We start from the raw sequence: 18015 nt of genomic DNA, 5'->3' as shown, positions 1-18015 counted from the left end.
CGGCCGTCGCCGGTGTGGGCTACATTCAGGAATCCTCGACACCGGCGGCTCTGGGTGAAGCCACGTTGAGGAGAATTCCGGAGCGGCGAATGCACCAGTCCGAACTTTCTCCACCGGCTACCGCACTGATGCAGGGGGGACTCGCCGACAGTCTCTTCGACGCGGCCCGCCACACACCTGACCTTCCACAAGTCGCGCGCCGCCTCGACGCGTCCACCACCGATTGGACGCCGGTGACCGCCGCCGAGCTGTGGGGCGAGGCGGTAGATCTGGCGCGCGGGCTGGTCACCTCCGGCATCCGCCCGGGTGACCGTGTGGCCATCATGGCGCGTACGCGCTACGAGTGGACCGTGCTCTGCTACGCGCTGTGGTCGGTGGGCGCCGAGATCGTTCCGATCTATCCGACCTCCTCGCACGAGCAGGTGGCGTGGATTCTGAAGGACGCGCACTGCGTCGGCGTGGTGGTCGAGGACGAACAGGGCGTCATGACGGTCGGCTCCGCCTGTGCCACGCTCCCGTTCCTGCGCCACGTCTGGCAGTTGGACACCGGGGCGCTGGCGCACCTCGTCGAGCGGGGCCGGGCGATTCCGGCGACGACGGTCGACTCACTCCGCCGGATCGTGCTGCCCGACTCGACGGCGATCATCGCCTACACGTCCGGCACGACGGGCCCGCCCAGGGGCTGCGCCCTGACGCATCGCAACCTGGCGAGCCCCTGCGACACACTGCTCGAAGGCTGGAGGCACGTGGCGGCTCCGCCGGGAGAGCAGCCGGCCATCCTCGCGTTCCTCCCTTTCTCCCACGCGTACGGCCTGATGATCCAGGGGCTCTGTCTGCGGGGCGGCATCCTGATGGGGCACGAACCCGAACTGCGCGGAGAGGCGCTCTCGGCGGCCCTGTTGTCCTTCCGGCCGACCTACCTGTACGCCGTTCCGTTCGTCTTCGAGAAGATCTACAAGAACTTCCTGCGGACGGCCCAGCAGACAGGCCGTGGCACGCTGTTCGAGCGTGCCGTGCGCACCGCGCAGGATTTCGCCCTGGCCGAAGAACGTCGTCGGCTGGGCAGGGGTCCGGGTCCCGGCTTCGACCTGCGGCTGCAGCACTCCCTGTACGAGAAGACCGTGTACAAGAAGCTGCGTGCCGCGCTGGGCGGAAGGGTGTGCGGCGCCGTGTCGGGCGGCTCGCCGCTGAATCGTGAACTCGCACTTTTTTACGCGGGAATCGGGATCCTCGTGCACGACGGATACGGGCTGACCGAGACCAGCGGAGGAATTACCGCGCAGCCTGTCGGGCGTGAGAAGTTCGGTACGGTCGGACGCGCGCTGCCGGGTACGGACATTCATGTGGCCGACGACGGGGAGATTTTCGTGTCGGGGCCCTCGGTGTTCCAGGGATACATCAACGACGCACAGGCCACTGAAGCCTCGTTCCTGGGCGGTTGGCTGGCCACGGGCGACATTGGGCGTCTGGACTCCGAGGGATATCTGACGATCACCGGCCGCAAGAAGGACATCGTCATCACGAGCGGCGGAAAGAGCGTGGCTCCCGCGGCTCTTGAGGAGCGTCTGCGTGTCCACCCGCTCATCCACCAAGCCGTGGTGGTGGGTGACGACCGCCCGTGTGTGGGGGCCCTCATCACTCTGGATCCCGAATTCGTCGCGCACTGGCGCGCATCCCGGGCCAAGGGTGAAACACCGGTCCGGGACGCGCGCGAGGAGAACGAATTGCGGGAGGAAGTCAGGCGCGCGGTCGCCGCGGCCAACAGCACCGTGTCCCGCTCGGAATCCATCCGGGTGTTCCGGGTGCTCCCGGAGGCCTTCGATCTTGCCAATGGACTGCTGACGCCCTCGATGAAGCTGCGTCGGGACGCCATCGTCCGGCGGTTCGCCGCCGAGATCGAGGCGATGTATCAGACGTCGTCGCGGGTCCCGCGGGAGTACTCGACCAGTGAGCCCTCGATCTGGGAGGACTCGGACGACGTATTCCGGTGAACCGGTCGCATGCCGCCACGGCGCGGGACGTATGTGCCTCCCAGGAGCGACCTCAGAGGTGTGACGCGGCTCCTGACGTCCGGCTGCTTGGTGATGATGTTCATGCGTACACCTTGCGCCCCGGGAGTCGGCGCAACCAGATCCCTCCCGTGAGCAGGACCGCTGGTCCTGGTACCGGCGCCACCACGATCGGCGGGAATACGGCGGTCTCGGTTCAGTCGGCCTCGGCGGCAGAAGGAACGGGAGCCGTCGTGCAGGGTAGCCGCAGGGTGAAGACCGATCCCGCACCGGGTTCGCTGGCCACCGTGACGGTTCCACCGTGGGCGGCGACCAGTTGGCGGACGATGGGAAGGCCCAGGCCGCTACCGCCGGTGCGTCGGCTGCGGGACTTCTCGGCCCGCCAGAACCGGTCGAAGACGCTGGGCAGGTCCTCCGGGGCGATACCGATACCGGTGTCGGTCACCTCGAAGACCACCTGACCGTCCCGGCCTCGGACGGAGAGGGTGATCGTGCCGCCGGCCGGGGTGTGGAGTATCGCGTTGGACACCAGATTGCCGAGTGCCTGCCGCATCCGCACCGGGTCCGCGTCGAGCCACGGCGTGCCGTCCGCCGAGGTGAGCAGGCGGATGCCCGCCGCCTCCGCCCCGACGCGGTGGGCCGCGGCGACCTGTTCGAGCAGTTCGTCGGCGCGGACCTCCTCGCGGTGCAGCCCGAGGGTGCCCGCGTCAGCGGCCGCGAGGTCCTGGAGGTCGTCGATGACGCGCTGGAGGACGACCGCCTCGTCGTGCAGGGAGGCGAGCAGTTCCGGGTCGGGGTCGACGATGCCGTCGCGGGTCACTTCCAGCCAGCCGCGGATGTTGGTGAGCGGGGTGCGCAGTTCATGGGCGATGTCGCTGACCATCGCCTTGCGCTGGGCCTCCATCCGTTCGCGACGCTCCGTCAGCTCATTGAACGCCACGGCCAGGATGCCGGTCTCGTCCTGCGTGGTGACGGGAACGCGGACGTGCTGCTCCAGCGGTTGCTGGGCGGCCTGCGTCAGTGCGCGCAGCGGGCGTACAAGCCGGGTGGCGACCAGCGCGGTCACGGCCACGGTGAGGGCGAGGACGAGACCGGCGACGCCTACGACCTTGGCCTTGTTGGCCGTCGACATGTCGAAGCGCGGGACGGCGCTGTCCCCCGTGCCCAGGAACAGCTCGGCGGCAGGGGCGACATAGGGGGCGAGCTGTTCCCGGCGCGCGCTGTCGACGCAAGCGTTCGCCGTCGCGGACGTGGCGCCCCGCTCATCGCTCGGCATCTTTCCCCCCTGGAAGCGGAGCTTCATGGTCAGGGCCGTGGCGTCGGTCGCGATGCCCAGGGGCGAGCCGAGGTGTACGCCATGGCGGATCAGGCACGCGTCGGCGCGCTCGGTCAATGCCGCCAGGGCCTTCTCCTCCGTCTGGGTGACGGAATAGAGCCGCCCGTCCGCGCACTCCAGCGGCACATCGCCGGACTCGGTGCTCCCGTCCGCGTTCGTGAGGACGGAACGGCCGCTGGGCGTCCGCGTGATACCCATGTCGATTCCGTTGCGTGCGAAACACTTCTGGCGCACCACGGCCAGCTTGGCCACCCTCAGTCGTTCGTCGGCCGTCAGCCGGTAGGGGCCCACCGCACGCGGATCGATGCCGCTGAGCTGTGCTCCGGGCTCCGTGAAGGTGTCGGTGTGCAGCGGGTCGACCGTGGCGGCGGCACGCGGCGGCAGGGCGGCCTTCCGGGCCGCGGAGTCCGCGATCGTCGTGCGCTCGGGGGTCGTCAGCGCGATGCGCCGGCCGGTCCTGTCCGACAGCGTGCGCAGGGTCTTGCCGACGCCGGACCAGTCGGGATGGGTGGCCGCGTATCCGCTGAGCTGCCGGAGGATGTCCATGTCGTCGGCGAGCACCTGGCCCTGCTCCTCCTGGATGGCCCGAGTGGTGGTCTGCACGGCGAGCCAGGCGGTCGCCGTCACGGAACACAGGGCGATGAGCACGGAGGTGATCAGCAGCCGTACCAGGAGGCGCTTACGCAGGGGGATGCGGCGATTCACGCCCGGTCGCCCTTGAGCTTGTATCCCACGCCGAAGACCGTCAGCAGGCGGACCGGTCTGCGGGGGTCCGCCTCGATCTTCTTGCGCAGGTTCATGATGTGCACGTCGATGGCCCGCTCGGTCGACGCCCGATCGATCCCCCGGGTCCGGTGCAGCAACTGCCGACGGGAGAACACCCGCTCGGGTTCGGCGACCATGGCCAGCAGGATCTCGTACTCCGCGGGCGTGCAGTCCACGGGCGCGTCGTCGCATGTCACCGCGTGCCGGGCCGGGTCCACCGCGATTCCGCCGGCTCGTACGACCGGATCGTCGCGCTGTTCGGAGACGGGGCGTCCGCTGCGCCTCAGGACGGTGCGGATGCGGGCCATCAGCTCGCGCGGGCTGTACGGCTTGGTCATGTAGTCGTCCGCGCCGAGCTCCAGGCCGAGCAGTATGTCGTCCTCGGTGGAACGGGCGGTCAGCATGACGACGGGGATGTCGTCGCTCTGCCGCAGCACCCGGCACACACCGAAGCCGTCGACGACCGGCAGCATCAGGTCGAGGACGACCAGGTCCGGCCGGTGGCGGCGGGCCTCGTCGAGAGCGGCCCCGCCGTCGTGGACCACGGTTGCGGTGTGTCCCTCCTTCAGCAGTGAGCGGCGTATCAGCTCCGCCTGCTTCTCGTCGTCCTCCGCGACCAGCACATATGCGCACACGGGGCCGATGCTAAGCGCCCCGGGCCGGGAGGAGTGCGGGTGCGAGGGGCTTGCCACACCCTGACACCTTCCTCACATCCGCCTGCGACACTCGGGGTCCTCACCGCTGTGCGCCGGCCTGTTCTCGCGCCCATCACCGCGTGCGCCCGGTCCTGCCCGCCGGCGTCCGCGCACCCACCACCAGAGAATCACCGAGCACACCGCCGCGAACGCGCACCACGTCGAGACGAACTCCAGCTCCCACAGCGCCCAGCAGATCAGCGCCCCCACCACGACCAGCAGACCGAGCAGCTGCATTCCGCGATCGCCCGAGAGCAACAGCGCGCCGACGGTGGCCAGGAGGTAGCCCGCGATGAGCCATTCCGCGTGGGACAGGTGGACGACGTAGCCCAGGGTGTGGCCGCGGATCTCGGCCGTGACGGGACGTGCGGCGAGGGCGTACGCGAGAGCCGCCGCGGTCACGAGGCCGGACACGAGAGGGAGCGCCAACCGGCGCCGGGCGTGCCGCGGCGCCGCGCACACCACGCCCACCGGTACCCACACCGCCAGCAGCGGAAGAGCGATCACGGCCCAGGCCACCGTCGCGGGGCCGCCGCCTCCACCCGAGTCCCAGACCACGGACTCGACGATCTGGTGGGCTCCGAGCAGCAACGGCAGTGCGGCCAGCGGGAGATCCCCCACCCTGCGCACCTGCGCCACACAGGCCACCCCGACAGCGGCGATACCGGCACCGGCTGCCAGATCGGCCGTCGCACTCCAACACATCGCGTCACCATGGGTCCGCCGTCACGAGATCCCGCCTTACGGTGCACAACGCTACGGCGCCCGGATGCGATGCCCGTCGTGGACACGAAAGCCTCCCGGACGTCGCTCCTCACGTTCCCCACGCGCAACGGGTCACGCGGAGCATCACCCTGGCATGCTGCCCTCATGCCGACTCCCATGCGCCCGAGCCCGTCCGCTGCCGCACACGGCCCCCTCACCCCGGTCAACGGCCTGCGCGTACAGGCGCGTCGGGTGAGCCAGCAGGTGCGCGGGGCGGGCCGGGTGCTGCGCGATGTGTCGTTCGACGTCGATCCCGGGCGGCTCACCGTGATCGCCGGGAGCAGCGGGGCGGGCAAGACGATTCTGCTGCAGACGCTGGCGGGGCTCCGCGCGCCGGCCGCGGGCGAGGTACTGCACGACGGGGCTCAACCCGGCCCGCCCGGGCCGGAGTTCGGGTACGTGCCGCAGGAGGACATCATCCACCGTGAGCTTCCGTTGCGCAGGACGCTGGTGTACGCGGCGGGCCTGCGCATGCCTCCGAGCACTGCGGCCGAGACCGTCGCGGCGCGTGTGGACCGGGTCCTGGAGATCCTCGGACTGTCCCATCGGGCCGCGACGCCCGTGCGCGCGCTGAGCGGCGGTGAGCGCAAACGGGCCTCCATAGCGGTCGAGTTGCTCACTCGGCCACGCGTGCTGTTCCTCGACGAGCCGACCTCCGGGCTCGACCCGGTCACCGGGGCAGCCCTGCTGCGGACCCTGCGCGCGCTGGCCGACGACGGCACGACCGTCGTGCTCACCACTCATGTCCTCGCCGATCTGCTCCGCTGCGACCAGGTCGTGTTCCTCGCCCCCGGCGGCGAGGTCGCGTTCGCCGGTGAACCGGACGCCCTGTGCGGGGCGTTCGGGGCGGGCTCGGTCGAGGAGGTGTACGAGGCGGTGGCCGAGGGCGTACGCGTCCCTCAGGCCGCCGCAGCGGAGCTCCGCCCGGCGGGGCCCTCGTCAACTCCCCCGCCGAGGGAGCGCGTCGGTGCCGTACGCCAGTGGGCGCTGCTGACCCGCAGAAGCGCGGCGCTGCTGCTGCACAACCGGCTCTCGGTCGCCGTCCTGGCCGGTTCGCCGGTGATGATCGTGGCGATGTTCGCAGTGCTGTTCCGAGCCGGCGCGTTCGATCGTGCGGCGCCCGACCCCGGATCGACCGCGATGATCATGTTCTGGATCGCGTTCGGCGCGTTCTTCTTCGGGCTGACGTACGGGCTGCTGCAGATCTGTACCGAGCTTCCCGTGCTGCGTCGCGAATGGCTGGCGGGGCTGCGGATCGGGCCGTACGTCGCCTCGAAACTCACCACCATGCTCCCGGTGCTCGCGGTCGCGGACGCGCTGCTGCTGGTCGTGCTGCGGGCTCTGGACCGGTTGCCCTCGGCGGGGTGGGGCACCTACGGCTCGCTGTTCCTGTCGAGCGTGCTGGCTTCGGCGGCCGCACTGGCGCTGGGGCTGCTGGCGTCGGCTGCCGTGTCCGAGCCCGGGCAGGCGACGCTCATGCTGCCGTTGCTCTGCTTCCCGCAGGTGCTGTTCTCGGGGGCCTTTGTGCCGGTGCCCCGGATGACGGGTGCAGGGCAGGCGATCAGCTGGGCGATGACCAACCGTTGGGCGTTCGAGGCGCTGGGCGGCGGAGTCGGCCTGGAGTCGCTGTGGCGCGGGGGCGGCTCACCGCTGGGTCCGCCGCTGCTGGACTCGTACGGGAACTCGTTCGGTCATCCGGCGAGCCGTGGCTGGCTGATCCTGGCGGTCTTCGGGCTGGTCTTCATGGCGGTGACGTGGGTGGTCCTGGTGCGCAAGTGCCGGGAGGGGGCGGTGCGGAGCCGGGACGGGCGCTGAGTGCCCGCCCGGCCGCCACGGCCGCCGGGTCTGGGAGGAATCCTGCCGATGGGTCGAGGGAGTCCCCGCCGAAGGCCCCGACCGCCGTGGCCGCGGGCCTTGAAAGTCCCTGCCGAAGCGTCTTCGACGTCTGTGCCGATGGACGCCTCCTGGTTCCTGTCTCAGCAGCCCACCCGCGCGGCCAGCCCCACCACCCGTGGCACCCGGTCCCGATAGGTCTGCGTCACGAACGTCAGGAACGTCTCGATGTCCCTGGGCTGCGACGACAGTCCCAGCGAGACGCGCACGGCGCCCGCCGACGGCAGCCGGAGCAGCTCCAAGTAGTCCTCCAGGGAGCCGAGTTGCCTGCGTGCGGCCGAGCGCAGTCGGCTCAGTGGCAGGGCGAACGCCGCTTCCCCGGCCCCTGGGTTGCAGAAGCAGCCGGTGCGCAGCGAGATGCCGCGCGCGGCGCTGTCGCGCGTGACGATCCGCTCGTCGACGATCCGGCCGTCCGCGCCGAGCAGGTTCAGCGCGACCGTGCCCCCGCGGGCCGCCCCGCCGCCGCCCTCGGGGCCGTACACCCGGACCATCGGGGAGCCGTCGCTGTGCCGCAATGTCCGCAGGCCCGCCAGGAGTTGGCCGGTCAGCGCCGTGACATGGGCATGCACGCGGTCCATGCCGATGCGGTCGATCCACTCCAGCCCGGCGGTCACGTCCGGTAGGGACAGGAAGTTCACCGTGCCGTCCTCGAAGGCCGCCTCGTCCTCGGCGAGGACGTGCCACTGCGCCTGGGCGCTGACCGCGTAGATCGTGCCGCCCGAGAACCAGGGCCGACTCAGCTTCGCGAGTGCCTCCCGGCGGGCGATCAGGCTGCCGACGCCAGTGGGGTGGCCGAAGACCTTGTACCAGCTGACCACAGTGAAGTCCGGGTGGAACCGGGCCAGGTCCAGGGTGTTGGTCGGTACGAAGGCGGCGGCGTCCAGCAGGACGTCATAGCCCTGGTCCTGGGCCTCGGCGATCCACTCCAAGGGGTGCTGGACACCGGTGAAGTTGCTCTGCGCCGGGTAGGCCAGCAGTCCGCGCGAGCGAGCGTCGGCATCATGCCTTTGTCCCTGCGGGCGCGCGCCGCCCGCACGACCTCCCGTCAGTCCCCGCAAGCGTGCGCCGGCCACACGCCCCGCCCGCGGTGCGCGCGAGCCTGCGCCGTCGCGCCCCCGCAGCAGGCCGAACCCCTTGTCGCGCGCCGACAGCGCTGCCCGCAGTCGCCCCCCGTCGATCTGCAGGCCGGGCCCGTCCAGCGGCACGTACGCCGTCGCCGCTCCACGGGCCCGCGCGTACTCGCGCAGCCCGTTCACCGAGTTGTGGTTGTCCAGCGACATCACCAGTCTGCTGCCGCGCGCGAACGGATAGGCCTCGCCGACCAGGCGCAGCGCGCCCGTCGCATTGGGGGTGAAGATCACGGCGTACTCGGCCGGATCGGCTGTGAAGTGCCGCAGGACCGCCCGGCGGGCCTCGGCGAGCAGGCGTCCCGAGGCGCGGGAGGCCGGGCTCTCCGAGTGCGGGTTGCCGAATAATCCGCCGGTGATCCGCTCGGCACTCCCCGTGACGAGCGAGCGCGGAGGCAGTCCGGAGCCCGTGTGGTCGAGGTAGGTGTGCCCGCCCTCGTCCAGGTAGCCGAACTCGCGCGCCCGCAACTCGGCGAAGCCGACGGCCCCGCCCCTGCCGGAGCTGTCTCCGGCATCGCCTATGTGGCCCGTGGTCTGTGCCTTTCCCAACATTCCCCCTCTGCCCGGCCGGTCCCCTCCGACTCGGCGGACCGGCTGCCGACCGACCCTCATCATCTGCCCGCACGGTCCGAGCGACAGGCCTTCCCAACCATCGCTGAAGCCTCAACAAAGCCCTGACTCAGGCGGGCCCCTCCCCTGTGCCGCGGCCCCGATGAGTGATTGGGTGGGCGCGGCCACGCCAATCGAACCGCAGGAGAGCGTCACAGCCATGAGCAGCCCCTACACGTACGAGTACAAGGTCGTCACCTTCCGGGAGTCGCTGATCGGCGACGCACTGGACAGCGACAAGCTGGAGAAGGTCCTGAACAAGCACGCCGAGGACGGGTGGGCGCTGAAGGCGATCACCTCCGCCGACGTCAAGGGCCGCATAGGTCCCGGCGCGGTCGAGGGGCTGCTTCTGACGCTGGAGCGGCCGCGCCGATAGCCCCGTGTGGTGCGCGCCGCGCCGAGGCGAGGGATGCTGGAGCTGATGGGACAGCGGATCCGCAGGTGCTACTGATGCCGTCGGAGGCCTTCCTGCCCGGGAGGCCTCTTACGGCTGGGTTGGTCCCGGAGGCCCCCCGAAGTCCTGGCACCCGCCCCCGACCGCTGCCGGCCAGTGATGTCAGGACGGTACGGCGATGAAGAGCGACGGAACGCTTCGCAGTGAGGTCGTCACCAGTCACTCGGTGTGCGGCGCACCGTGCTGGGTCAGTCTGTCCACCCGCGATCTGAAGGCCGCGGAGGACTTCTACACCGCCGTCCTGGGCTGGCAGTGGCACTCGGGCCGCAGGATGGGCGATCAGTACCGGATCGCGCGCGTGAACGGAGTCCCCGTCGCGGGCGTCTCCGAGGTGGACTTCGTCGCGAAGACGGCCGTCGCGTGGATTCCCTACTTCGCCGTGGCCAGCGCGGACGAGACGGTCTCGCGCAGCCAGGAACGCGGCGGTACGACCGCGGTGGGGCCGATCTCGTTCGCGCCCGGGCGGGCGGCGCTGCTGGCCGACCGGGACGGCGCGGTGTTCGGTATCTGGGAGGGCGAGCTGGTGTCCGGCTGGGAGGCATGGCGCCGCGCGGCACCGGCCTTCGTACGGCTGCACACCCGCGACGCCTTCGACGCGGCCATCTTCTACGGCGAGGTCCTGGGCTGGGCGTCCGCGACCCCCGGATGCTGTCAGGTCGACTACGAGGAGAACGAGGTCGTACTGCGCAGCCACGGGGACATCGTCGCCCGGATCCACTCGGGCGCGGTGGAAGCGGCGCCCGATCCGACCATTCGACCGCACTGGCAGATCCACTTCGCGGTTTCCGACGTGGAGGCCTGCGCCCGGGCCGCGCGGGCGCACGGCGGCACGGCCCACCAACAGGGGGTCGGCTCGACGGAGGCGGTCCTCAGCGACCCCGACGGGGCGCACTTCACCGTCACCTCCAAGATCGGTGCATAGTCCAACAGACCCGGCTGCCGGCGCGCCCCTCGGCGCCGTGGTCGAGACGGGACCTCGCGGACCGGTGTGGATGGCCGCTCGGCGGTGGCCATGGCCCGTGCACACGGGCCCGGCGGACGAAGTCGCCCCGCCCACGACGCGACGGAATCCGCGGATCGGGCTCCAATAGAGGGTGACGGGATACAACCGGCACGACAGGCGCCGCCGAGACCCGCGGTCCCCAGGCGGCGCGATGGAGGTCCGCGATGCCCACTCCTCTCCGGCTCCTGCCCGCCCTCTCCCCCGACCATCGCGAACGGCTGATGAGCGTGGCCCGCGAGGTCTCGTTCCCCGCGGACGGAAGGATCTTCGAGGCAGGAGGGGTCGCGGACCGTTTCTGGGTGATCCGATCCGGCACCGTCTCGCTCTACCAGCAGGTCATCGCGAACAGACGCATCTCCGTCGCGACGCTGGGGCCCGGTGATCTGCTCGGCTGGTCATGGTTGTTCCGGCCCCACACCTGGGACTTCGGCGCCGAGGCCTTCAGCCCCGTACGCGCCTACGAGTTCGACGCCGCGCAGGTACGGACCCTCTTCGACGCGGATCCGACGCTCGAGCTGTCCCTGACCCGGACGATCGGTGCCATCCTGGCCCACCGGCTCGAAACGACCCGAGCAGCGCTGATCGAGCACTACGCACGCCACGGCGGTGGCAGATGACGACAGGTCCCCCCCGGGCATGCGCACGCGCACGCCCGGCTGGGATAGGAATCTCGTATGGACGACACCCTGGATGCCCTGGATTCCTTCGAACTCCTGCCCGGCGCGGCCCACTCGCCCGTGATCGTGCATGTCCCGCACTCCTCGCGGCGGATGCCCGCGCCGGTGCGCGAGGGAATCCTCCTGGACGACGCGGCGCTGGAGAACGAGTTGGACCACATCACGGACGCGCACACCGCGGAGCTCGCCGCGGCCGTGGCCAAGGACGCCGTGGTCACGCCGTGGCGGTTCGTCAACCGACTGTCCCGGCTGGTGGTCGACCCCGAGCGGTTCCCCGACGAACGGGAGGAGATGCTGGCCGTGGGGATGGGTGCGGTCTACACGCGGACGACGCACCGGGCACTGCTCCGGCCCACGAAGGTCGATCCGCAGCCGCTGATCGACCGTTACTTCCACCCGTACGCACGGGCGATGACAGCGGCGGTCGCCGACCGGCTGGCCGCGACCGGGCGGGCCGTGATCGTCGACGTCCACTCGTACCCGACGGCTCGGCTGCCGTACGAGCTGCACGGCGACGGTCCGCGGCCGCCGATCTGTGTGGGGACCGACTCCTTTCACACACCGCCCGAGCTGGTCGCCCTCGCGGAGAAGGCGTTCGCGGGCCTGGGGGGTGTGGGGATCGACAGCCCGTTCTCCGGGGCGTACATCCCGCTGCGGTACTACGAGAGGGAGCCGGGGGTGACCGCCCTGATGGTGGAGATCCGTCGGGACACGTACATGACCGAACCTGGAGGTCCGGCGGGCCCGGGGTTCTCGCGCCTCGTCTCGGCGCTGACGGCTCTGGTCGATGCCGTGGACGGCTAGCCGGGCGACGCCGGCACCCCTAGGATCCGGGTAAGCAAACGCTTAGCCATGGGTTCAGGGAGGCACGGGATCATGCCGGTCGTCGACGCGTGGATGCAGCACCCCACTCTCCGCCACTCCAACCACGAGATGTTCGAGTCGCTGCGCCGCTGGACGGGCATGGAACTTCTGGAGGAACCCCTGCCGGTCAAGGCCACGGTCGCCGCGCTGGCGGCAGCCGACGTGGAGATCGGCCTTTCCGCGGCCTGGTACGGGCCGCAGGGGCCACTCATCAGCAACGACGAGGTCGCCGAGTTCGTCGACCGGTCCGACGGACGGCTGCGCGGCGTCGCCGGCGTCGATCTGACCAAGCCGGTCGCGGCCGTACGGGAGCTGCGGCGGGCCGTCGAGGAACTGGGCTTCGTGGCGCTGAGGATCGTGCCGTGGCTGTGGCAGCTGCCGCCCACCGACCGGCTCTACTACCCGCTGTACACCGCCTGCGTCGAACTCGGCGTCCCCTTCTGCACCCAGGTCGGGCACACCGGCCCGCTGCGCCCCTCCGAGACCGGCCGGCCCATCCCGTACATCGACCAGGTCGCGCTCGACTTCCCCGAACTGACCATCGTCTGCGGGCACATCGGCTATCCATGGACCACCGAGATGGTCGCCGTGGCCGACAAGCACGCGAACGTCTTCATCGACACCAGCGCCTACACCGCGCGCCGCTACCCGCCCGAGCTGGTGGAGTATCTGCGCGGCAGGGGACGGCGGAAGGTTCTCTTCGGCACCAACTACCCCATGATCACGCCGGCTCGGGCGCTGGAACACCTCGCCGACCTGCGCCTGGACGAGGAAACCACCGAGTTGTTCCTGTCGGGCAACGCCCACCGCGTCTTCCACCTCGCGGATCATTCGTAGATGCTTGAGCCGGACGTCGGTCGACCCCGGGGTCCGGACAACGATCGACCCTGAGGTGAGGGCAGCTCAGCCATGGCTTTGCAGATCAGCGCAACCAATCCGGAGCACCCCGCGCTCCTGCTCGAACTGCCCTGGCAGCTGCCCTTGGAGGAGTGGCCCGAGCACCACCTGGTGCCGCTGCCGCGCGGCATCTCGCGGCATGTGGTCCGCTATGCGCGCGCCGGGGACGAGGTGGTGGCCGTCAAGGAGCTCGCCGAGCGGCCCGCCGTGCGCGAGTACGAGCTGCTGCGCAGCCTGGACCGGCTCGGCATCCCCGCGGTCGATCCGCTCGCCGTGGTGACGGGGCGCACCGACGCGCAGGGCGCACCGCTGGAGCCCGTACTGATCACCCGGCACCTGGGCGGCTCCCTGCCCTACCGCTCCATGTTCGAGACGACGATGCGGCCGGCCACCATGCACCGGCTGATGGACGCGCTGGCCGTGCTGCTGGTGCGGCTGCATCTGGCGGGGTTCGCATGGGGCGACTGCTCACTGTCCAACACGCTGTTCCGGCGTGACGCCGGGGCGTACGCGGCGTACCTGGTGGACGCCGAGACCGGGGATCTGCATCCCCAACTCAGCAACGGACAGCGCGAGTACGACCTCGATCTCGCCCGGGTCAACATCAGCGGCGAGCTGCTGGACCTGGAGGCCGCCGGAGCCCTGCACCCCTCCGTGGACCCGATCGAATTCGGCAGGGAGATCTGCGCGCGCTACCGGACGCTGTGGGAGGAGCTGACCCGCACCTCCGTGTATCCGGCAGGCAAGTACCACTACATCGACCGCCGCATACGCCGGCTCAACGACCTCGGCTTCGACGTCGCCGAGATGCAGATAGCGCACTCCGCGGGCGGCGACACCGTCACCTTCGTGCCCAAGGTCGTCGACGCGGGCCACCATCAGCGCCAGCTGCTGCGGCTGACGGGACTGGACACCGAGGAGAACCAGGCCCGACGGCTCCTGAACGACCTGGAGAGCTGGATGGCCACCCAGGACGACTACGCGCCCGATGCCCCTCCCCCAGGCTCTCGGCTCCGCTCGAGCGGGGGACACCCCCAGGCCGCCCGCCCGGAGGTACTGGCCCACCGGTGGGTGCGGGACGTGTTCCGGCCGACCGTCCGGGCCGTGCCGCCGGACCTGCGCGGTTCCATGGACCCGGCCGAGCTGTACCACGAGCTCCTCGAACACCGCTGGTTCCTGTCCGAGCGCGCACAGCACGACATCGGCCTGGACACGGCCGTCGAGGACTACGTCGCGAACATCCTCCCCAAGGTCCGCGACGCCCTGCCACCACGGGCGGACGCCCCCGCGCCGCCCGCGTGAGTACCCGGTTCCTGAGCAAAGGCGACCGATCGTACATACGATTGAAGCCTGTACCGGCCGAACGGCTCGCCGCGGCGTCCGCGATGCCGGGACAACACTGACCTGCTCGGGGTGGGAGACATATGGCACAGGCCGCCAGTCCGGCGCGGACCGTCATTCTGACCGTCGATGACGATCCCGGGGTGTCGCGCGCCGTCGCCCGCGACCTCAGGCGCCGCTACGGCGAGTCGCACCGGATCGTGCGCGCCGAGTCCGGGGACGCCGCACTGGACGCGCTGCGAGAGCTCAAGCTGCGCGGCGACCAGGTGGCGGTGATCCTCGCCGACTACCGGATGCCGCAGATGAACGGCATCGAGTTCCTGGAGCAGGCGCTCGACGTGTATCCGGGGGCGCGCCGCGTGCTGCTCACCGCCTACGCGGACACGAACGCGGCGATCGACGCGATCAATGTGATCGACCTGGACCACTACCTGCTCAAGCCGTGGGATCCGCCGGAGGAGAAGCTCTATCCGGTCGTGGACGATCTGCTGGACGCGTGGCGGGCCAGCGACTACCGGCCCGTGGCGACCTGCAAGGTGGTCGGGCACCGGTGGTCGGCGCGCACCTCGGGTGTGCGGGAGTTCCTGGCCCGCAACCAGGTGCCCTACCGCTGGTACTCGTCCGAGACCCCGGAAGGCCGGCGGCTGCTGGCGGCCGCCGGTCAGGACGGGGAGCGGCTGCCGCTCGTGATCACGCCGGACGGTACGCCGCTGGTGGAGCCCGAGGATCCGGATCTGGCCTCACATGTGGGCCTGGCCACGACGCCGGCGGAGGAGTTCTACGACCTCGTCGTCATCGGCGGCGGTCCGGCGGGGCTCGGAGCCGCCGTGTACGGCGCGTCCGAGGGGCTGCGGACGGTGCTCGTGGAACGGTCGGCGACCGGAGGACAGGCGGGACAGAGCTCGCGGATCGAGAACTACCTCGGCTTCCCGGACGGCGTGTCCGGGGCGCAGCTCACCGACCGCGCGCGACGGCAGGCGTCGAAATTCGGCGCCGAGATCCTCACCGCGCGCGAGGTGACCGGACTCGAGGTCACCGGGGCGTCGCGCACCATCCGCTTCTCCGACGGCTCCGCGATCGCCGCCCACTCGGTGATCCTGGCGACCGGCGTGTCCTACCGGCAGCTGGAGGCTCCGGGGCTCGCCGATCTGACCGGGTGCGGGGTCTTCTACGGTTCCGCGCTGACCGAGGCGGCCGCCTGCCAGGGCCACGACGTGTACATCGTGGGCGGGGCCAACTCGGCCGGGCAGGCCGCCATGTACCTGGCGCGGGGCGCGAAGTCCGTGACCATCCTCGTACGCGGCTCCTCGCTGTCCGCTTCGATGTCGCACTACCTGATCCGGCAGATCGACGAGGCACACAACATCACGGTGCGCACCGGCACGGTCGTCGAGGCCGCGCACGGCTCGGACCATCTGGAGCAGCTCACCCTGCGCGATGTGGCGAGCGGACACACCGAACTGGTCGACGCGCAGTGGATGTTCGTGTTCATCGGCGCGGCGCCGCTCACCGACTGGCTGGAGGGGACCGTGCTCAGGGACGCACGCGGATTCATCATGGCCGGACCGGACATGACACCCGACGGGCAGCCACCCGCGGGCTGGGAGCTGGACCGGCCGCCGTACCACCTGGAGACCAACGTGCCCGGCGTGTTCGTGGCCGGGGACGCACGCGCCGAGTCCGCGAAACGGGTCGCGTCCGCGGTCGGAGAGGGAGCCATGGCCGTCATGCTCGTCCACCGCTATCTGGAGCAGTCATGAGCAGCCGGCCGGTGCCGTGCGAGCCGGCGGAGCTCAGCTCGCTGTTCCTGTTCGAGAAGCTGAACGCCGACCAGCTCGACCGCCTCTGCCAGGAAGGCCGGGTGGAACTCTTCGAGCCCGGCTATGTGTACCAGGAGGGCGAGCCCGCCACCTGTTTCTTCGTGCTCCTCGAAGGCACGATCGTGATGTCGCGCCGGGTCGGCGGCGACGACGTGGAGATCAGCCGCACCTCCAAGCGCGGGGTGTACGCCGGGGCCATGCAGGCCTATCTGGCCCGAACGGACCAGACCCGCTACAAGGGCTCCGCACGGGTCACCGAGCCCTCGCGGTTCTTCGTCCTGCCCGCCGAGACGTTCTCCGCGATCCTGCGGGAATGGTTCCCGATGGCCGTCCATCTGCTGGAAGGGCTGTTCTTCGGCAGCCAGAACACCCAGCGAGCGATCGGCCAGCGCGAGCGACTGCTGGCGCTCGGTTCGCTGTCGGCCGGGCTGACGCATGAGCTCAACAACCCCGCGGCGGCGGCGGCTCGGGCCACCTCGGCGCTCCGGGACCGGGTCGCGCACATGCGGCACAAGCTCGGTGTCATCGCCTCGGGTCCATATGAGCGCGACGCATTGAAGTCGCTGATCGAGATCCAGGAGGGCACGGCCGATCGCGTCGCCAAGGCGCCGGTCCTGAGTCCCCTCGAAGCCTCCGACCGCGAGGACGCGCTCGCCGACTGGCTCGACGACCACGGCGTCCCGGAAGGCTGGCGGATCGCACCGACCTTCGTGCAGGGCGGCCTCGACATCGACTGGCTGGAACAGGTCGCGGCGACAGTGGACGAGGAGATCCTGCCGGGGGCCATCGGCTGGCTCAACTACACCGTCGAGACCGAGCTGCTCATGAACGAGATCGCGGACTCCACCACCCGCATCTCGCACCTCGTCGACGCCGCCAAGCAGTACTCGCAGATCGACCGCGCTCCCTACCAGGTCGCCGACGTGCACGAGCTGCTGGACAGCACGCTGTTGATGCTCGCCGGGAAGATGGGCTCCGGCATCAAGGTCGTCAAGGAGTACGACCGTACGCTGCCGCGGATCCCCGCCTATCCAGGTGAGTTGAACCAGGTGTGGACCAACCTCATCGACAACGCCGTCTCCGCGATGGACGGCGAGGGGACACTGACGGTGCGCACCGCGCTCGACCGGGACCAATTGCTGGTCGAGTTCCGGGACTCCGGTCCAGGGGTGCCCGCGGAGATCCGCGACCGCATCTTCGACCCGTTCTTCACCACCAAGCCGGTGGGTGAGGGCACCGGGCTCGGCCTGGACATCTCCTGGCGGATCGTCGCCAACAAGCATCACGGAAGCATTCATGTGGAGTCGGTGCCCGGCAACACCCGTTTCCAGGTACGTCTCCCCCTGACCGCCACGGACACCTCCGAGGAGCCGTCATGACCACGCCCACCGGAATCGACCCTGCCGTTCCGCCGAGCGGCACCGGCTGCACCGAGTGCGACGCCGTCGGCGGATGGTGGTTCCATCTGCGGCGCTGCGCCCAGTGCGGTCACATCGGCTGCTGCGACGACTCTCCGGCGAAGCACGCCACCGCGCACGCGCACAGCAGCGGGCATCCCATCATCAGCAGCTTCGAGCCCGGCGAGAACTGGTTCTGGAACTACGAGACCTCCGAGCTGTACGAGTCGGGGCCCGACCTCGCTCCCCCGGTGAGCCACCCGGCCGACCAGCCCACACCGGGGCCGGCCGGACGGGTCCCCGCGAACTGGGCCGAGACACTGCGCTGACAGCCACCTACGCTTCCGAGCGCCGGCTTTTCGG

15 protein-coding genes are annotated in these 18015 nt (G+C 70.4%); 11 read left to right on the top strand and 4 right to left on the bottom strand.

What is annotated here, in order from left to right; all coding sequences use genetic code 11:
- Positions 1 to 89: 89 nt before the first annotated feature.
- Positions 90 to 1991 carry an AMP-dependent synthetase/ligase gene (locus IEY95_RS32830; protein WP_189189818.1) on the top strand — a complete coding sequence of 634 codons (1902 nt, stop codon included), beginning with the start codon at positions 90 to 92 and terminating at the stop codon, positions 1989 to 1991.
- Positions 1992 to 2205: 214 nt separating this feature from the next.
- Here the strand turns inward: IEY95_RS32830 and IEY95_RS32825 are convergent, their stop codons facing one another.
- The 3 genes from IEY95_RS32825 to IEY95_RS32815 all read right to left on the bottom strand — a co-directional run bounded on the left by IEY95_RS32825 (position 2206) and on the right by IEY95_RS32815 (position 5510).
- Entirely contained in the window at positions 2206 to 4050 is a 1845-nt protein-coding gene (locus IEY95_RS32825) for a sensor histidine kinase (protein ID WP_189189817.1), read from the bottom strand.
- The gene (locus IEY95_RS32820) at positions 4047 to 4745 is read right to left on the bottom strand and encodes a response regulator (protein ID WP_189189816.1); all 699 of its coding nucleotides are present in this window, start codon (positions 4743 to 4745) and stop codon (positions 4047 to 4049) included. The genes IEY95_RS32825 and IEY95_RS32820 overlap by 4 nt, the downstream gene beginning before the upstream one ends.
- Positions 4746 to 4817: 72 nt before the next feature.
- Positions 4818 to 5510: a DUF6629 family protein gene (locus IEY95_RS32815; protein ID WP_189189815.1), complete on the bottom strand. Its 693-nt coding sequence runs from the start codon at positions 5508 to 5510 to the stop codon at positions 4818 to 4820.
- Positions 5511 to 5675: 165 nt separating this feature from the next.
- Between IEY95_RS32815 and IEY95_RS32810 the strand changes: the two genes are divergently transcribed.
- Positions 5676 to 7385, top strand: a complete 1710-nt coding sequence (locus IEY95_RS32810) for an ATP-binding cassette domain-containing protein (protein ID WP_229703516.1) — start codon at positions 5676 to 5678, stop codon at positions 7383 to 7385.
- Between the two features lie 161 nt (positions 7386 to 7546).
- Here the strand turns inward: IEY95_RS32810 and IEY95_RS49430 are convergent, their stop codons facing one another.
- A complete protein-coding gene (locus IEY95_RS49430; RefSeq protein ID WP_229703538.1) occupies positions 7547 to 9139 on the bottom strand; it encodes an aminotransferase class V-fold PLP-dependent enzyme in 1593 nt (530 codons plus the stop codon).
- A 220-nt stretch (positions 9140 to 9359) separates the two neighbouring features.
- Between IEY95_RS49430 and IEY95_RS32795 the strand changes: the two genes are divergently transcribed.
- The 9 genes from IEY95_RS32795 (at position 9360) to IEY95_RS32755 (ending at position 17981) form a co-directional block, all read left to right on the top strand.
- Positions 9360 to 9575, top strand: a complete 216-nt coding sequence (locus IEY95_RS32795) for a DUF4177 domain-containing protein (protein ID WP_189189814.1) — start codon at positions 9360 to 9362, stop codon at positions 9573 to 9575.
- A gap of 196 nt (positions 9576 to 9771) precedes the next feature.
- Complete coding sequence (locus tag IEY95_RS32790; RefSeq protein ID WP_189189813.1) at positions 9772 to 10575, top strand: VOC family protein; 804 nt, start codon at positions 9772 to 9774, stop codon at positions 10573 to 10575.
- A 245-nt stretch (positions 10576 to 10820) separates the two neighbouring features.
- A complete protein-coding gene (locus IEY95_RS32785) occupies positions 10821 to 11273 on the top strand; it encodes a cyclic nucleotide-binding domain-containing protein (RefSeq protein WP_189189812.1) in 453 nt (150 codons plus the stop codon).
- A gap of 57 nt (positions 11274 to 11330) precedes the next feature.
- Positions 11331 to 12137 (top strand): N-formylglutamate amidohydrolase, encoded by an 807-nt coding sequence (locus IEY95_RS32780; RefSeq protein ID WP_189189811.1) that lies wholly within the window; start codon positions 11331 to 11333, stop codon positions 12135 to 12137.
- A 72-nt stretch (positions 12138 to 12209) separates the two neighbouring features.
- Positions 12210 to 13034 (top strand): amidohydrolase family protein, encoded by an 825-nt coding sequence (locus IEY95_RS32775; protein ID WP_189189810.1) that lies wholly within the window; start codon positions 12210 to 12212, stop codon positions 13032 to 13034.
- A gap of 72 nt (positions 13035 to 13106) precedes the next feature.
- Positions 13107 to 14396: a DUF4032 domain-containing protein gene (locus tag IEY95_RS32770; RefSeq protein ID WP_189189809.1), complete on the top strand. Its 1290-nt coding sequence runs from the start codon at positions 13107 to 13109 to the stop codon at positions 14394 to 14396.
- Between the two features lie 122 nt (positions 14397 to 14518).
- The gene (locus IEY95_RS32765; RefSeq protein ID WP_189189808.1) at positions 14519 to 16195 is read left to right on the top strand and encodes an NAD(P)/FAD-dependent oxidoreductase; all 1677 of its coding nucleotides are present in this window, start codon (positions 14519 to 14521) and stop codon (positions 16193 to 16195) included.
- Positions 16192 to 17634 (top strand): ATP-binding protein, encoded by a 1443-nt coding sequence (locus IEY95_RS32760; RefSeq protein WP_189189807.1) that lies wholly within the window; start codon positions 16192 to 16194, stop codon positions 17632 to 17634. Before IEY95_RS32765 ends, IEY95_RS32760 begins: the two co-directional genes overlap by 4 nt.
- Entirely contained in the window at positions 17631 to 17981 is a 351-nt protein-coding gene (locus IEY95_RS32755) for a UBP-type zinc finger domain-containing protein (RefSeq protein ID WP_189189806.1), read from the top strand. The genes IEY95_RS32760 and IEY95_RS32755 overlap by 4 nt, the downstream gene beginning before the upstream one ends.
- The last annotated feature ends 34 nt before the right edge of the window (positions 17982 to 18015 follow it).

This window comes from Streptomyces albiflavescens (assembly GCF_014645835.1).
Lineage (GTDB): Bacteria > Actinomycetota > Actinomycetes > Streptomycetales > Streptomycetaceae > Streptomyces > Streptomyces albiflavescens.
This window is presented reverse-complemented; position numbering and strand designations above follow the sequence as displayed.

Coding starts and splice junctions, on each gene's coding strand:
- IEY95_RS32830 (WP_189189818.1), top strand. CDS start 90: ATGCACCAGTCCGAACTTTCTCCACCGGCTACCGCACTGATGCAGGGG.
- IEY95_RS32815 (WP_189189815.1), bottom strand. CDS start 5,510: ATGTGTTGGAGTGCGACGGCCGATCTGGCAGCCGGTGCCGGTATCGCC.
- IEY95_RS32810 (WP_229703516.1), top strand. CDS start 5,676: ATGCCGACTCCCATGCGCCCGAGCCCGTCCGCTGCCGCACACGGCCCC.
- IEY95_RS32795 (WP_189189814.1), top strand. CDS start 9,360: ATGAGCAGCCCCTACACGTACGAGTACAAGGTCGTCACCTTCCGGGAG.
- IEY95_RS32790 (WP_189189813.1), top strand. CDS start 9,772: ATGAAGAGCGACGGAACGCTTCGCAGTGAGGTCGTCACCAGTCACTCG.
- IEY95_RS32785 (WP_189189812.1), top strand. CDS start 10,821: ATGCCCACTCCTCTCCGGCTCCTGCCCGCCCTCTCCCCCGACCATCGC.
- IEY95_RS32780 (WP_189189811.1), top strand. CDS start 11,331: ATGGACGACACCCTGGATGCCCTGGATTCCTTCGAACTCCTGCCCGGC.
- IEY95_RS32775 (WP_189189810.1), top strand. CDS start 12,210: ATGCCGGTCGTCGACGCGTGGATGCAGCACCCCACTCTCCGCCACTCC.
- IEY95_RS32770 (WP_189189809.1), top strand. CDS start 13,107: ATGGCTTTGCAGATCAGCGCAACCAATCCGGAGCACCCCGCGCTCCTG.
- IEY95_RS32765 (WP_189189808.1), top strand. CDS start 14,519: ATGGCACAGGCCGCCAGTCCGGCGCGGACCGTCATTCTGACCGTCGAT.
- IEY95_RS32760 (WP_189189807.1), top strand. CDS start 16,192: ATGAGCAGCCGGCCGGTGCCGTGCGAGCCGGCGGAGCTCAGCTCGCTG.
- IEY95_RS32755 (WP_189189806.1), top strand. CDS start 17,631: ATGACCACGCCCACCGGAATCGACCCTGCCGTTCCGCCGAGCGGCACC.